This is a genomic window from Pseudomonas sp., assembly GCF_030150285.1.
GTDB lineage: Bacteria > Pseudomonadota > Gammaproteobacteria > Pseudomonadales > Pseudomonadaceae > Aquipseudomonas.
On the sequence record NZ_JASLGE010000067.1, the window covers coordinates 1 to 16040 of the forward strand.

Below are 16040 nucleotides of genomic sequence, written 5' to 3' on the forward strand. Positions count from 1 at the left end.
TCGGGTAAATACGTTTCCCTGAAAGACACCATTGCTGGCTTCAAAGGCATCCTCAACGGTGACTACGACCACCTGCCAGAACAAGCGTTCTACATGGTCGGCGGCATCGAAGAAGCGATCGAGAAAGCCAAGAAACTGTAATTCGGGCGCCTGGAAACGGGCGCTAATCAGGTTGAGGCAATCAGATGGCTAATATGACAGTCCATTGCGATATCGTCAGCGCGGAAGGAGAAATCTTTTCCGGTCTGGTTGAGATGGTGATTGCGCACGGCAGCCTGGGTGATCTTGGTATCGCTCTGGGCCACGCTCCGCTGATCACTGAACTCAAGCCAGGTCCGATCCGCCTGATCAAACAGGGTGGGGAAGCCGAGGTGTTTTACATCTCCGGTGGTTACCTCGAGGTTCAGCCGAACATGGTCAAGGTGCTTGCCGACACCGTGCAACGTGCTGCCGACCTGGATGAAGCCTCCGCTCAGCAGGCCGTTAAGGCTGCCGAGAAGGCCCTGAACGAAAAAGGCGCAGATTTCGATTACGGATCTGCTGCTGCACGTCTGGCCGAGGCCGCAGCTCAGCTGCGCACCGTCCAGCAAATCCGCAAGAAGTTTGGCGGCTAGGCCTCCTGCTTATTGTGCGATTGATTAAAAAGGGTAGCCTCGGCTACCCTTTTTCTTTTTCCGCGAACTACTTTTTGGTCGCATCCGCTGACCACCCAGGATTGGTAGCCAGTCATGTCTCTCGATATCGTTATTCTCGCTGCAGGTCAGGGCACCCGCATGCGTTCTGCCTTGCCCAAGGTGCTGCATCCCGTGGCCGGCAACTCCATGCTCGGGCATGTTATCCACAGTGCACGCCAACTTAAGCCTACCGGCATCCATGTGGTAATCGGCCACGGTGCTGAGCTGGTCCGTGAACGTTTGGCGGCCGATGATTTGAATTTTGTGCTGCAAGACCAGCAACTGGGCACTGGCCACGCGGTGGCTCAAGCGTTGCCGTTTTTAAAAGCACAGAACGTACTGATTCTGTACGGTGATGTTCCGCTGATTGAGGTTGAGACCTTGCAGCGCCTGCTGACGCAGGTGGGCCCAGAGCAGTTGGGCTTACTGACTGTTAACCTGGCGGATCCAACGGGTTACGGCCGCATCGTGCGCGATGAAAGCAACGCGGTGTGCGCCATCGTTGAACATAAAGATGCCACCGATGCCCAGCGGGCGATCACCGAGGGCAACACCGGTATTTTGGCCTTGCCGACCCAGCGTCTGGCTGACTGGATGAGCCGTCTGTCGAACAACAATGCTCAGGGCGAGTACTACCTGACTGACGTGATTGCGATGGCAGTCAATGATGGTTTGGTCGTCGCCACTGAGCATGCCCACGACCCGATGGAAGTGCAGGGTGCCAATGACCGCAAACAGCTCAGCGAACTGGAGCGTCATTACCAGCTGCGTGAAGGCCGTCGCCTGATGGCGCAGGGCGTCACTCTCCGTGATCCGGCGCGTCTGGATGTGCGCGGCGAAGTGACCGTTGGTCGTGATGTGCTGATCGATATCAACGTGATTCTTGAAGGTCGCGTGATCATTGAAGACAACGTGGTCATCGGCCCGAACTGCGTGATCAAGGACAGTACGTTGCGTAACGGGGCAGTGGTCAAGGCCAACAGCCATCTCGACGGTGCTGTCATGGGGGAGGGCAGCGATGCAGGCCCATTCGCTCGCTTGCGCCCGGGCAGCGTGCTCGATGCGCGTGCCCATGTGGGTAACTTTGTTGAGTTGAAAAACGCCCATTTGGGCGAAGACGCCAAATGCGGCCACCTGACCTATTTGGGTGATGCTGAAGTCGGCCCGCGCACCAACATCGGTGCAGGCACGATCACCTGTAATTACGACGGTGCCAACAAGTGGAAAACCGTGTTGGGAGCTGATGTATTTATCGGTTCGAACAACTCGTTGGTTGCGCCTGTGGATATCTCCAATGGTGCAACCACCGCCGCCGGTTCAACCATCAACCAGAACGTTGAAGCTGAGCAATTGGCTGTAGGCCGTGCGCGCCAGCGCAACATTGACGGGTGGAAGCGCCCGGTGAAACTGCCTAAGTCGTAACTTCACCTCACTTTGTAGGAGCGGTCGATCGACGCTCGATTACTCGCGATCTTTTTGACGATAAAAAGATCGCGAGCCAGCTCGTTCCTACATGGGCGTAGTTATCCACAGCGCTGAACGCTGATCTGTTACAAAACCAAGTCATCATATAACTGTTTAAAATCAATATCTTGCCTACAGCCTGGTCCATGCCTTGTGGATAAATCCCTATTTTTTTGCAGCTTAAGTGCGGGTTTACTCCCGCTTTATCGGGCTCTGGATGACTTATGCACAGAAAATAACCTGCAACAATTTCTTGACGAACATTTCGAGATGGGGTTTCATTGCTTTCGTTATCTTTCGAATCGAAACTTAGGCTCGTCATGTCCAAACGCAATACGCCACAACGCAGACACAACATCCTGGCCTTGCTCACTGAGCAGGGTGAAGTCAGTGTGGATGAGTTGGCCAAGCGCTTTGAAACCTCCGAAGTTACGATTCGCAAGGACTTGGCTGCACTCGAAAGTAACGGCCTTTTATTGCGGCGTTACGGCGGCGCTATCACCATGCCGCAGGAACTGGTCAGCGATGTGCCTCAGCCGGTTTCTCTTTATAAGCAAGCCATTGCCCGTGCGGCGGTTGGCCTGATTAAAGAACACGCGCGCATTATCATCGACAGTGGCAGCACCACGGCTTCGATGATTCCACAACTGGGTCTGCAGCCTGGCCTGGTGGTGATGACTAACTCCCTGCATGTCGCCAATGCACTCAGCGAACTGGAGCACGAACCGGTGTTGCTGATGACAGGGGGCACGTGGGACCCGCATTCCGAGTCCTTTCAGGGGCAGGTGGCGGAACAGGTGTTGCGCTCTTACGACTTCGATCAATTGTTTATCGGCGCTGACGGCATCGACCTGCAGCGTGGCACCACAACCTTTAATGAGTTGCTGGGCCTGAGCCGGGTCATGGCTGATGTTGCCCGTGAAGTGATTGTGATGGTCGAGTCGGACAAAATTGGTCGAAAAATACCCAATCTGGAACTGCCCTGGAGCAGCGTCCATACCCTTATTACCGATGATCGCCTGCCGCTTGAGGCACGCGAACAGATTCAGGCCCGGGGCATAACGCTGTTATGCGCGGCCCTAAGCTAGGAGACTCTTATGTGTGGAATTGTAGGCGCAGTCGCTGAACGCAATATCACGGCCATTCTGCTGGAAGGCCTCAAACGTCTGGAATACCGTGGCTACGACAGCGCGGGTGTAGCGGTGTTTACCAACGACGGCACACTGGAGCGCACACGCCGCAACGGTAAAGTGGCTGAACTGGAGCAGGCGTTGGCCGGTGCACCGCTGACCGGCCGTCTGGGCATCGCTCACACCCGCTGGGCTACCCACGGTGCACCGTGCGAGCGTAATGCTCACCCGCATTTCTCGGGTGCTGACCTGGCCGTCGTGCATAACGGCATCATCGAAAACCACGAAGCCCTGCGCGAACAACTCAAAGGCTTGGGCTATGTGTTCAGTTCCGACACGGACACCGAAGTTATCGCTCACTTGCTGGACCACAAGCTTAAGGATTCCGGCGACCTGACAGTCGCCCTCAAGGCCACCGTCAAAGAGTTGCACGGTGCTTACGGCCTGGCCGTGATCAGCGTTAAGCAGCCGGATCGCCTGGTGGCTGCACGCAGCGGTAGCCCGTTGGTGATTGGCTTGGGCCTGGGTGAAAATTTCCTGGCATCTGATCAGCTGGCGTTGCGTCAGGTGACCGACCGTTTCATGTACTTGGAAGAAGGCGACATCGCTGAAATCCACCGCGATAGCGTTCAGATCTGGGACGTGAATGGTCAGAGCGTTCAGCGCGAAACCGTGCAATACAGCGATGGCGCTGAAGCCGCTGACAAAGGCGAATACCGTCACTACATGCTCAAAGAAATTCATGAGCAGCCAAGCGTCGTCCAGCGCACTCTGGAAAACCGTCTGGGTCAGGACCACGTCCTGGTTCAAGCGTTTGGTCCGCAAGCGGCTGAACTGTTCGCCAAAGTTCGCAACGTGCAGATCGTCGCGTGCGGCACCAGCTACCACGCCGGTATGGTTGCGCGTTACTGGCTTGAATCATTGGCGGGCATTCCATGCCAGGTCGAAGTGGCCAGCGAGTTCCGCTATCGCAAAGTGGTGGTCCAGCCGGACACGTTGTTTGTGTCGATTTCCCAATCGGGCGAAACCGCCGACACCCTGGCGGCCCTGCGCAACGCGAAAGAACTGGGCTTCCTTGGCAGCCTGGCCATTTGCAACGTGGGCATCAGTTCGTTGGTGCGTGAATCCGACCTGACCCTGCTGACCCAGGCCGGTCGCGAAATTGGCGTGGCCTCCACCAAAGCGTTCACCACTCAACTGGTTGGCCTGCTGTTGCTGACCCTGGCCCTGGGTCAGGTTCGCGGCACGCTGGAAAACGGTGTCGAAGCGCAATTGGTTGAAGAGTTGCGCCGTTTGCCTGCGCGCTTGGGTGAAGCCTTGGCGATGGACACGACCGTTGAGAAAGTCGCTGAGTTGTTCGCTGACAAACACCACACCTTGTTCTTGGGTCGCGGTGCCCAGTTCCCGGTGGCGATGGAAGGCGCGCTCAAGCTCAAAGAAATTTCCTATATTCATGCCGAAGCGTACCCGGCAGGCGAGCTGAAACATGGCCCGTTGGCCCTGGTTGACGACGACATGCCTGTCGTAACGGTTGCGCCTAACAACGAATTGCTGGAAAAACTCAAATCCAACCTGCAAGAAGTGCGTGCCCGTGGCGGCGAACTGATTGTGTTCGCGGACGAACAAGCCGCCATGAGCAACGGCGAAGGCACGCACGTGATCAACATGCCGCATATCCACGATGTGCTGGCACCGATCCTTTACACCATCCCGCTGCAATTGCTGTCGTACTACGTGGCCGTGCTTAAAGGCACCGACGTTGACCAGCCGCGTAACTTGGCTAAATCCGTCACGGTTGAGTGACAATGGCCGCTGTATAAGGCCGTTTGGTTTTAAAGATCAAAAGCTGTCTCGTTCGGGGCCTCTTCAGGCTCCAAACGACGGCTTCAAGGAAAAGCATCAGCCATAACCAAGGCCTGATGGCGATGTTTCGACTGAACACGTGGTTAGTCTCATGGGCAATGAGGGTGGGTTTTATCTCACCCTCGTTGCGCATTTCTGCCCCCGCACCCCTAGCGCAGTTGGCGCTGCAAAGTTTGGGAGGGTAGTTCACTGAAACGCTTGCGATAGATGCCCGCAAATTCTCCCAGGTTCAGGTATCCCCACCGATAGGCGATGGCGGACACAGTCGTCCCCGACTTTGGATCCATTGCCAATAATTCTCGGCGCACACCCTGCAAGCGCTGCTCGCGCAAGAACGCACCGGGCGTTATGCCACGAAATCGTGAGAAGGCCCCACTCAACGCACGCACACTGGTCCCGACGGAACTGGCAACCTCTGCCAGCGTTGGCAGGCTCGCGGCATTGGCACTCATGAACTCTTCTGCGGCCCTGACATAACGCGGTGCAATCCGGTTCATCGGGCTGTTGACATCAAGTCCTGCTTGCTCGGCGCGCTCAGCCCACTCGCGCAGTAAATGAACACACAGGCTTTGCTCCAAATGAACCCCGATACGCCCTTCAGCCACGTGTTGGGCAGACTCGGCTACACAACGGACGGTGTACTCCAACAGGCTCAGCCAGCTGGAACCCATTCCGCCGATTATGCATTTATGTCTCCAGAATCGGTCATCGGGCACAAACCCGAACCACTGCTGCGCCATCCGCTCCAAAACGGTATGAGGAATAGTCAGGTTCAGTTGCAGGTGGTCCGGATCGAGGTCGATTCGGTAATCGACACGGCTGCAATTGGCAATGAAAGATTCGCCCACAGCCGTATCCTCAGTGGCCGAGCGTTGCGTCCAGTGCCGGGCATTACCGCGAATCGTCGTGAGCAGTAATGCATTCCCCGCTTCGCACGAAAACTCATCGACGCTCACGGCAACGCCGTAGGCAAAACGCGTCAGCGTCAATTCGCCAATCCGGGATGAATGCATGGTGGCGCACGGTTTGATGGCGTGCCCTACGGGGTGCACACGGTAGGGCATGTAAACACGGTCCGACCAGGCGCTGATTTCATCCCAATCGTTTGAAAAATTTTTATGGTGCTGGCTTGTCGGCTTGCCGTTGACATCGGTTAACAACGCATGGTCGAGAAACATATAGACACCCGTTTTTATTATTTTAGGTGAACCGCTGATAAGAGTTTAAACCTCAGGGGGACGGCTGATCATCGAGTGCGACGCGCTTATTAACGGCGGATGGCTGTGCCGTGGTCAACTGATCTGAGGCGCGCCGCCAAGTTTTTCTACGCCTGAGCAGGTGCGCGCCCTCCGTTAAAAAAATTCCCAGAACAGTGGCTAAAAAAAGCATGGTGCACCTCTGCCTGGGGCAAATGCATTCAGTCTGCAAGGGTGGTCGTGGTAGAGGGCGGCGGTGGCTAAACGCTGGTCAAGCGTCCTTCCCTTACAGCGCCCACGGCACTGGCGATGCAAGGCTGATAAGGGCACGAGAGTGACGTTTGGTCCATGCTCGTTGCCCAGCAAATCCTCCCTTTACCGGCTCAGAACACCCACAAAAACCGCAGGTTAAGCCGCTGTTGTTCCTTGAAGCCATTGTCGACCGAAAGGTCTTGGCCGTAATTGAGCAGGGCCTGGAACGTAGGGGTTAACCAGTAGGAGCCTCCGACACGGAAGTTACGAGTGTTGGGTTCATCGTTCTGACTTAGACCGTCAACGCGCGTTTCACCCCCCCAGAGTTGAGAGGCACCGACATGCACGGACAGCTTGGGAGTCACGGCATATCTCAGGTAGGTCTGGGCTTGCCATAGGGGAGCCTGGCGCAACGTCAGGCCTTGACGGGTGAGGTCATCATTTTTTCCAAACACGGTCACATCGGCGGTGAGGTCCAGCGACAACTTTTCTGTTAGGCCGGTGACATAGCCTGTCTGCAACGTCATCTTCCAGCGATTTTCGCCCAGGTTGAGTGCATCGTTTCGGTCATAGTTACCGGTCGGCACGTAGAGATAGGGCGCTATGCCCCAGTACCGGTTCTTCGCAGGGTCATTCACGAGCCATAGGGTGGACGCGAGAATCAAGTCGCCTAAACCACTGGCCTTTCCCAACGCGTCGTTATCGCGTTTTCCTTCCAGACGCCCGAATGGCAGCAGGAACTGCGTATTCAGGGTGTAGTCACCCAACTGTTGGTAATTTGCGACGCGCACGATGCCGATGTCTGAGTCGAGCCCGGCTTTGATTGGCACCTTGTGGCCATTGCTGTAAAGCGACCGCCGCTCAGCATGCTGGAGGTAAAGCAAGCCAATATTACTGCCGGCTGGTAACGCAGCAGTGTATTCGCCAGCATCCACATCGATGGCGTGGGCGTTGCCTGCCAGAATAGCTAGCAGGAGGCTGGCACTGAGGGTTGAAGGCTTGAACACGCCGACTGTGGATCGTGCGCGCGCAGGGGTACGTGTGGAGATCTCCATGAGTCACCTGTAGTGTTTTTGTTGTTTTTGTCGAGTGAATGGATGTTTTTGCGCCATCGCCCGGAGCCCTTGGCAGGCTCTTTTACGAGACCGATGGGTGCGGTTTCAGGTGGTCAAGTGGCGGTAAGCCGCGGTTTCGAAATCCAGATAGCCATTGGTCGAAACAGGATCGATGAAGGGCAAAATCTGTGTGGCCCAAAAACCGCCCACGCCATTTTTGCGATCGATCCAATAGAAAAGGTTGGCCAGCCCAGCCCACGCCAAAGAACCAGCAGGGCGACCGGTAGGCGCGTCTTCTTCATTGATCATGAAACTCAACGCCCATGATTTGGGCATGTTGGGGAAGAATTCCGCCGCGTGAGAAAGACTTGGAGACACGCAGGGAAGGGCTTTTATTTTCAGGTTGTCGAGGCCGTTTTTTTCAGCGAAGCGAATGGTCTCAGGCTTCAGCATTCGCCCGTAATCGCCTTGCCCATCGTTTAGCCAGGCCCGGATAAACAGGCAGTAATCCTTCACGGTCGAATACAGGCCATGGCCACCCATGTGCACTTCCGGGTTCTCAGGAAGGAGTGGGCCTTCAACGGGGCTAAGCGAGCCATCTTCCCCACGCAGGTGCATACCAGCCCGTCGCTGGAGCATTGAGGCGTTCAGGCTAAAAGCGGTATCCGTCATGCCCAGAGGCTCAAAAATGCGCTGTTGCATCACGTCACCCAAGCGTTGACCGGTAATGGCCTCGACCACCAGGCCGGCCCAATCGATGTTGGAGCCGTATTCCCACTGCTCGCCCGGCTCAAACAGCAAGGGCGTTTTAAGGGCCGCCAGCGACCCGCTGATGATGCTGGGCTGGCGGCCTTCCAGAAGCAGCCTGTTGTAATGTTCGTTAAAGAACTCATAACCCAGGCCTGCCGTATGAAGCAGAAGCATCCGGGTGGTGATGTGTTTTTTGGGGGCGCGAAGCCGTGGGGTGCCGTCGCTCTCAAACCCTTCCAGTACTTCCAACTCGCCAATCATCGGCACATAGTTTTTGGCGGGCGCATCGAGGTCCAGAAGGCCGTCCTCGGCCAATTGAAGCACTGCCGTGGCAGTTATCGCTTTAGTCGTGGAGAACATCGCGAAAACACTGTCAGTCGTCATTGCATCCGCTTGACCGAGCGTTCGCTGCCCGTAAGCCCCTTCGTAAAGCAAACCGTCTCGCCCGGTGATTGCGGCAACTACGCCCGGAACGCGCTGTTGTCCCGTGGTGACGGCAGTGAGTAACTGATTGATTGATGAAGTGATACCTGGATTCATTATTCTTATTCTCTTTGAACCCATCCCAGGCGCGCTTGGCTAGAGCCCACTGCGGGATGTGCGGTGGCAAGGCGGGTTTAAGCCGACGTTCAGCATTGAGCGTTGGCTTAAGAGGAGAGTAAGAAAACCCGTTCAGAGCGTCTGTCGTCTGCTGGCACGGGGTATCGGAATCAGGCACTTATTTAATGAAGGGGCGAGTGGAGATGTGCAGACCAATGGTGCCCAGTCTGAGAACTGAAACGAATCAGATTTGCGCCAGCAGCCACTGCCTGAACGCCCGCAAAGAGGGCAGCGCTTCATTGCGCGGGGGGTAGATCAGGCAGTAACTGCGTTGGCTGGCGAAGCTTTCGCCGTGGCTGATGAGTTCGCCCTTGTGTAACTCATCTTCCACCAGAATCTGCGGCACCAAACCGATGCCGATGCCTGCACGGACCGCCTGGATCAAATGCGAAGTCAGTTCAAAACTGGGCCCAAGGCGCATTGTTCGGTGGGGCAGGCGGTGGTGGGAAAACCATTCACCCCAGGCATGCGGGTTGTTGGCCACAGTGAGCAGCACGTGTTCGCTGATTTGTTGGGGGGTTAACGGTTCGACCTCATTGGCGATGGAGGGGCTGGCTATCACCACCAGTTGTTCGGTGTGCAGGCGCTGGCTGATAAGGCCCGGCAGGTCATGGCTACCGACGCCGATGGCCGCGTCGATTTGGCTGGTTTCGAAATCGATGGCTTCAATACGTGAATGTATGTGCACCAGGATGCCCGGGTTGGCGGTGTAGAAGTGATGCAGGCGCGGTAATAGCCATTTGGAGCCAAATGTCGGCAGGGTGGCTAGGCGCAGGGTGCCGCTGCCGGACTGGTAGGCAAGCGCCTGCAAGGTGGCACTGCGAATGCGCCCCAGGGCTTCGCTCATCTCGCGTTGATACAAGCGCCCTACATCAGTCAGTTGCACCTGACGACCTTCGCGGCGGAACAGCGACAAACCCAATTGTTGTTCCAGCGCCTGTACCTGACGGCTGACCGCACTTTGGGTCAACGACAGTTCCTGGGCCGCGCGGGTATAGCTTTCATGGCGTGCGGCAGCTTCAAAAGCCAGCAGCAAGGACATGGAGGGCGTCAGGTGGCGGTAATTCATTCAGAAAATTCATCAATAGGGAACATTTTTTCCGTTTGTGAACGGCGCTTGATATCGCGAACATTGGCATTGCTCGGCACAAGAGGCTGGAGCATTTATGCGACGCTGGCAAGTTTCCCCGGATCGCTTTCTTCACATTCCGATGATAAGAGGCATCCCTGCGATGATCGCCCAGCTACTGCCGACCGTGACCGCCACCCCTTACCAGGTTTTCCTGGCGTCTTTGCGCGAGAGTGGCTTTCGTGGCCAGATCAGTGCCGACTACGCCAGCCGCACGGTGCTGGCCACGGACAACTCCATTTATCAGCGTTTGCCACAGGCTGCGGTCTTCCCGCTGGATACAGACGACGTTGTACGTGTTGCCACATTGATGGCCGCCCCCGCGTTCCGTGATATCAAACTAACGCCACGTGGGGGAGGGACCGGCACCAATGGTCAGTCGTTGACCGACGGTATCGTTGTCGACTTGTCACGGCACATGAACACGATTCTTGAAATCAACGCGCAAGAGCGTTGGGTGCGCGTGCAGGCCGGTGTGGTGAAGGATCAGCTCAATGCTGCGCTCAAGGTACATGGCCTGTTTTTCGCGCCGGAATTGTCGACGTCCAACCGCGCCACTGTCGGCGGCATGATCAATACCGATGCCAGTGGCCAGGGCAGTTGCACCTATGGCAAGACCCGCGACCACGTCCTTGAGTTACACAGCGTGCTGCTCGGCGGTGAACCGTTGCACACCGGGCCTATCAGTGACGAAGAGCTGGCGCGCCAATGTGCACGACACGATCGCGTCGGTGGGGTGTACCGGATGGCGCGCCAGATCAATGCCGAAAAAACGGATCTGATAGAGGCCTGTTTTCCCAAGCTCAACCGCTGCCTCACGGGGTATGACCTGGCGCACTTGCGTGATGAAAACGGTCGTTTCAACCTCAATAGCGTGCTGTGCGGTGCCGAAGGGTCGCTGGGTTTTGTGGTCGAAGCTAAACTGAACGTGCTGCCGATTCCCAAGTACACGGTGCTGGTGAATGTGCGTTACGCCAGCTTTATGGACGCGCTGCGCGACGCCCGTGCGCTGCTCGAGCTCAAGCCGCTATCGATCGAAACGGTTGACTCCAAGGTCCTGCTGCTGGCGATGAAAGACATTGTCTGGCACAGCGTGTCGTCGTACTTCCCGGAGACCCCCGAGCGGCCGACGCTGGGCATCAACCTGATCGAGTTCTGTGGCGATGACCCGGCCGACGTCAACGCTCGGGTGGAGGCCTTCGTCGAACACTTGCAGCGCGACAAGGCGGTCGAGCGTCTGGGCCATACCTTGGCCGAAGGTCAGGAAGCCGTGACCCGTGTGTACACCATGCGCAAGCGCTCGGTGGGGTTGCTGGGCAATGTTCAGGGCGAAGTGCGGCCGCAACCGTTTGTTGAAGACACGGCGGTGCCCCCTGAGCAATTGGCGGATTACATCGCGGAGTTTCGGGCGTTGCTCGACAGCTATGGCCTGCAATACGGCATGTTTGGCCACGTCGATGCGGGCGTACTGCATGTGCGCCCGGCGCTGGATATGAAGGACCCGGCTCAGGCCGCCCTGGTGCGGCCGATTTCCGACGGTGTGGCGAAGTTGACCCAGCGTTACGGTGGTTTGCTCTGGGGGGAACACGGCAAAGGCGTGCGCTCCGAGTACGCGCCGGCGTTTTTCGGTGAGCTTTATCCCTCGTTACAGGCCCTTAAAAGCGCGTTTGACCCGTACAACCAACTCAACCCTGGCAAGATTTGCACGCCGCTCGACAGCCATGAGGCGTTGCTGAAGATCGATGAAGTGACGATGCGTGGCGACGTTGACCGGCAGATCGATGAACGCGTTTGGCAAAGCTTCGCCAGTGCGGTGCATTGCAACGGTAATGGTGCCTGCTACAACTTCGACCCCAATGACGCCATGTGCCCCTCCTGGAAAGCCACCCGGCAGCGCCAGCACTCACCCAAGGGGCGCGCTTCGCTGATCCGCGAATGGCTACGGCTGCAAGGCGCGGTCAATGTTGATGTGCTGGAGGCTGCGCAACGCCCGGTGGGCTGGCTCAAAGGCCTGGCCCGGCGCGCGCGCAACAGCTGGGCACAACGCCGTGGTGAGCAGGACTTTTCCCACGAGGTCTATGACGCTATGTCCGGCTGCCTGGCGTGCAAGTCTTGCGCGGGGCAATGCCCGATCAAGGTCAACGTGCCGGAGTTTCGTTCGCGTTTTCTAGAGTTGTACCACGGCCGGTACTTGCGCCCGATGCGTGATTACCTGATTGGCTCGTTGGAGTTCAGCATTCCTTACCTGGCGCGATTGCCGGGGCTGTACAACGGGTTGATCGGCTCGACGCTGATAAAAAATGTGTTGGTCAAACAAGTTGGCATGGTGGACAGCCCGCTGATCAGCCGATTTGATTTCCAGGCCACGCTCAAGCGCTGTCGTGTCGGCGTTGCCACCCCTGACAACTTGCGCCGCCTGACATCGGCCCAGCGTGAGTGCAGCCTTGTGCTGGTGCAGGACGCGTTCACTCGCTACTTCGAAACCCCGTTGCTGGCCGATTTCATCGAGTTGGTCACCCAGTTGGGCTATCGGGTTTTTCTTGCGCCTTACAGCGCCAACGGCAAGCCTCTGCATGTTCAGGGCTTTTTAGCCGTGTTCAACAAGGCGGCTATCCGTAATGCCCGGCAACTGCAAGCACTCAGCGATTGCGGCGTGCGGTTAGTGGGGCTGGACCCGGCCATGACCCTAGTGTATCGCCAGGAATACCAGAAAGTGCCGGGGCTGGCGCAATGCCCATCGGTAGAGCTGCCGCAGGAGTGGCTGCTGGATGTTCTGCCCGTTCAGGTCAGTGACGTCACGCCACCCCAGGCGTTTCGGCTGCTGGCGCACTGCACCGAAAAGACCAACGTGCCGGCCAGTACTCGGCAATGGGAACAAGTCTTCGCGCGCGTGGGGCTCAAGCTTGAGACTCAGGCAACGGGGTGTTGCGGTATGTCGGGCACCTATGGTCACGAAGCGCGCAACCAGGAAACCTCGCGAGTCATCTTCGATCAATCCTGGGCCGGGCACTTGCACACAGGCACTGAAGCCTTGGCGACGGGGTACTCGTGCCGCAGTCAGGTCAAGCGCTTTGCAGATCAACACCTGCGTCATCCGTTGCAGGTGGTGCTCGAAACCCTGCGCCGCTAGCTCTTTTGTTGTATTGAGGCCACGTGGGGCGTTGGTTTCATGTGCCTGTTACGTTGCCATCTCTCGGGCTTCGGCCGCCTTTTCAGCCGCCCGGCTTCAGGCTGAAAGGGCGGCACGGCCTAATTCTTTTAACGGAAGCTTCGCGCGTACTGATCGTTCAGCAGGGCTCAGGCCTGTTGAACGAATGCGAGTCGTAAGGCAAAGCCAATCAACACACTGCCAAATAACCACTGCTGCACGCGTTGCGCACGGGGGCTGCTGTTCAGCAGCCGACCCAGCCAGGCACCTGCCATCCCATAGGCACTGTCGAACATCAGGCCGACGGCGACCAACACCACGCCCAGGCTCAAAAACTGCGTGCCCACCGCACCGGCTTCGTTGTTGATAAATTGCGGCAGTAACACGGAGCAAAACAGCAGCGCCTTGGGGTTGAGCAAGTTGGTCAACAACCCACGCCTGAATGCGCACGCCCAAGTGAGCGTCGGCGCGTGCGCATCACCTGTGGCCAGTTGCAATTGTTGGAACGCGCTGGGCTTGAGCATCCGTACACCCAACCACAGCAAGTAGGCCGCGCCGGCCAAGCGCACACCATCAAAGGTCCAGGGGGCTGTTTTGAACAGCGCCGCCAGCCCGACTGCGGCCAACACCACATGGCACGCCCGTGCGATGCCCAGCCCCAAAGCCGTGCTGAGGGCTAACGCACGCCCATGCCGGGAACCGGTTTGCAGAAGCAGAATCATGTCCGGGCCAGGCAGCAAATACACAACAGCCAACGCAATCAGGTACATCAACATGGCGAGCAACCTTGTGGGCAGATGAGCCACGATTTTAGGGGGGAAGGGCGAAGCAGGTGGTTGCGTATTGCGCCTCTAAAAAGGCTAGTCTTGGCATAACCCGCTTATCTAATGACAAAATGAATTCGAATATGCCAACACTAAAACTGGATGCCTTTGATCGCCGGATTCTCGATGCCTTGCAACGCGACGGGCGCCTGAGCAATGTGGAACTGGCCAATGAAATTGGCTTATCGCCATCGCCCTGTTTGCGTCGCGTCCGCTTGCTGGAAGAGGCGGGTGTGATTCGCGGGTATCAAGCCAATCTGGATCGCGATGAGGTGGGCCTTGGGCTCACGGTATTTGTCGGTATCAAAGTAGAGCGTCATCACGAACATGAAGCGCAGGCCTTTCGAGTAGCGGTCACCGCGCTGCCCGAAGTGATCTCGGCATTTTTGGTGTCCGGCGAGTCCGACTTTCTATTGCAGGTGGCGGTGCCGGACCTGCGCGGTTATGAGCGTTTTTTAACGGGTGTTTTGCTGAAGCTGCCAGGCGTCAGTGATATCCGTAGCAACTTTGCGATTCAAACCGTTAAAGCGCCAGCCGCCCTCCCGCTCAGGCATTTGCCTGATTGAGAAACGTTCTTTGGGGCGAGCGGGTGCAGGCGCTGCTCGGCCGTTCGGGCACATGTGAGACCACGCAGTCGCGCTTCTTAAATAATGTTTCACCTGCTTGAAGAGGCCTTTGGGCTGGCGGTGCTGACAGTTGCTGTTATTCGTCTACCCTATAATTTTCATGTCTGAAATGAAGGAGGAATACAGATGCTCGCGCAACTTCCACCGGCCTTGCAGAAACTTCAACTTCCGTTACGCCTTAAGCTTTGGGACGGACACGAGTTCAATTTGGGCCCCACGCCCAGCGTCACCATTGTGGTTAAGGATCCTACGCTGGTGGCAGAGTTCACTCATCCCAGTCTTGACCTGCTGGGCAGCGCCTTTGTCGAGGGTCGACTCGAACTGGAAGGCTCCATCAGTGAAGTGGTTCGCGTGTGCGATGAGTTGAGTCAGGCGCTGGTAGACGACGAGGACACCAGGCCCCAGCGTCTTCACCATGACAAGGCGACTGATGCAGCGTCCATTTCTTACCACTACGACCTGTCCAACGACTTCTACCAGCTGTGGCTCGATCGCGACATGGCTTACTCCTGTGGCTATTTTGAAACGGGCGAGGAGTCCCTTGATGAAGCGCAACAGGCCAAATTTCGCTTGTTGTGCCGCAAGCTACGCCTCAAACCGGGCGACTATTTATTGGACGTGGGGTGTGGTTGGGGCGGGTTGGCGCGTTTCGCGGCGCGTGAATACGGGGTCAAGGTGTTCGGCATTACCTTGAGTAAAGAGCAACTCAAGCTGGCCCGTGAACGCGTCAAGGCTGAAGGCCTTCAAGACAAAGTCGATCTGCAACTGATGGATTATCGCGACCTGCCGCAGGATGGCCGCTTCGACAAGATCGTCAGCGTCGGTATGTTTGAACACGTGGGGCACGCCAACCTGCGTGAATACTGCGAGATTCTTTTCAAGGCCGTGCGTGAGGGTGGGCTGGTCATGAATCACGGCATCACGGCCAAACACACGGATGGTCGCCCGGTCGGGCGCGGTGCGGGGGACTTTATCGACCGCTATGTCTTCCCGAACGGTGAGTTGCCTCACCTGTCGATGATGGTGGCCGAGATCAGCGAAGTGGGCCTGGAAGTGGTCGATGTTGAAAGCTTGCGCCTGCATTACGCGCGCACACTGGAGCATTGGAGCCAGCGCCTGGAGAACAACCTTGAAGCTGCCGGCCAGCAAGTGCCTGAACAGGCTTTGCGTATTTGGCGTTTGTATCTGGCGGGCTGTGCGTATGCATTCGCCCGTGGCTGGATCAACATCGATCAGATACTGGCGACCAAGCCTTATACGGATGGCGCGCTGGAACTGCCAGCCACCCGGGCAGATATTTATAGCTAACAACGGGGCTGGTCTGAGTGG

12 protein-coding genes and 1 pseudogene are annotated in these 16040 nt (G+C 57.2%); 8 read left to right on the forward strand and 5 right to left on the reverse strand.

The window, feature by feature from the left end; all coding sequences use genetic code 11:
* The 5 genes and pseudogenes from Q1W15_RS14945 to glmS all read left to right on the forward strand — a co-directional run.
* A pseudogene (locus tag Q1W15_RS14945) lies at positions 1-141 on the forward strand (F0F1 ATP synthase subunit beta); the annotation flags it as partial.
* Positions 142-185: 44 nt separating this feature from the next.
* Positions 186-614 carry a F0F1 ATP synthase subunit epsilon gene (locus Q1W15_RS14950; RefSeq protein WP_300729848.1) on the forward strand — a complete coding sequence of 143 codons (429 nt, stop codon included), beginning with the start codon at positions 186-188 and terminating at the stop codon, positions 612-614.
* 114 nt (positions 615-728) lie between these two features.
* Entirely contained in the window at positions 729-2096 is a 1368-nt protein-coding gene (gene glmU / locus Q1W15_RS14955; RefSeq protein WP_300729850.1) for a bifunctional UDP-N-acetylglucosamine diphosphorylase/glucosamine-1-phosphate N-acetyltransferase GlmU, read from the forward strand.
* 362 nt (positions 2097-2458) lie between these two features.
* The gene (locus Q1W15_RS14960; protein ID WP_300729852.1) at positions 2459-3226 is read left to right on the forward strand and encodes a DeoR/GlpR family DNA-binding transcription regulator; all 768 of its coding nucleotides are present in this window, start codon (positions 2459-2461) and stop codon (positions 3224-3226) included.
* A gap of 9 nt (positions 3227-3235) precedes the next feature.
* Complete coding sequence (gene glmS, locus Q1W15_RS14965) at positions 3236-5071, forward strand: glutamine--fructose-6-phosphate transaminase (isomerizing) (RefSeq protein WP_300729854.1); 1836 nt, start codon at positions 3236-3238, stop codon at positions 5069-5071.
* Between the two features lie 209 nt (positions 5072-5280).
* On the opposite strand, the gene Q1W15_RS14970 is transcribed toward glmS, so the two are convergent.
* The 4 genes from Q1W15_RS14970 to Q1W15_RS14985 all read right to left on the reverse strand — a co-directional run bounded on the left by Q1W15_RS14970 (position 5281) and on the right by Q1W15_RS14985 (position 10053).
* Positions 5281-6309 carry an AraC family transcriptional regulator gene (locus Q1W15_RS14970; protein WP_300729856.1) on the reverse strand — a complete coding sequence of 343 codons (1029 nt, stop codon included), beginning with the start codon at positions 6307-6309 and terminating at the stop codon, positions 5281-5283.
* A gap of 401 nt (positions 6310-6710) precedes the next feature.
* Positions 6711-7634: a transporter gene (locus Q1W15_RS14975; protein ID WP_300729858.1), complete on the reverse strand. Its 924-nt coding sequence runs from the start codon at positions 7632-7634 to the stop codon at positions 6711-6713.
* Positions 7635-7739: 105 nt separating this feature from the next.
* Positions 7740-8924 (reverse strand): serine hydrolase, encoded by a 1185-nt coding sequence (locus Q1W15_RS14980; RefSeq protein WP_300729859.1) that lies wholly within the window; start codon positions 8922-8924, stop codon positions 7740-7742.
* Positions 8925-9168: 244 nt separating this feature from the next.
* Positions 9169-10053, reverse strand: a complete 885-nt coding sequence (locus Q1W15_RS14985; RefSeq protein ID WP_300729861.1) for a LysR substrate-binding domain-containing protein — start codon at positions 10051-10053, stop codon at positions 9169-9171.
* 163 nt (positions 10054-10216) lie between these two features.
* Between Q1W15_RS14985 and Q1W15_RS14990 the strand changes: the two genes are divergently transcribed.
* The gene (locus Q1W15_RS14990) at positions 10217-13243 is read left to right on the forward strand and encodes an FAD-binding and (Fe-S)-binding domain-containing protein (RefSeq protein WP_300729935.1); all 3027 of its coding nucleotides are present in this window, start codon (positions 10217-10219) and stop codon (positions 13241-13243) included.
* Between the two features lie 167 nt (positions 13244-13410).
* Here the strand turns inward: Q1W15_RS14990 and Q1W15_RS14995 are convergent, their stop codons facing one another.
* Positions 13411-14046: a LysE family translocator gene (locus tag Q1W15_RS14995; RefSeq protein ID WP_300729862.1), complete on the reverse strand. Its 636-nt coding sequence runs from the start codon at positions 14044-14046 to the stop codon at positions 13411-13413.
* A gap of 122 nt (positions 14047-14168) precedes the next feature.
* Between Q1W15_RS14995 and Q1W15_RS15000 the strand changes: the two genes are divergently transcribed.
* Positions 14169-14651, forward strand: a complete 483-nt coding sequence (locus Q1W15_RS15000; protein WP_300729863.1) for an Lrp/AsnC family transcriptional regulator — start codon at positions 14169-14171, stop codon at positions 14649-14651.
* A 186-nt stretch (positions 14652-14837) separates the two neighbouring features.
* Positions 14838-16019, forward strand: coding sequence for a C17 cyclopropane fatty acid synthase CfaB (cfaB, locus tag Q1W15_RS15005; RefSeq protein ID WP_300729864.1), 1182 nt, complete (start codon positions 14838-14840; stop codon positions 16017-16019).
* Positions 16020-16040 lie beyond the last annotated feature (21 nt).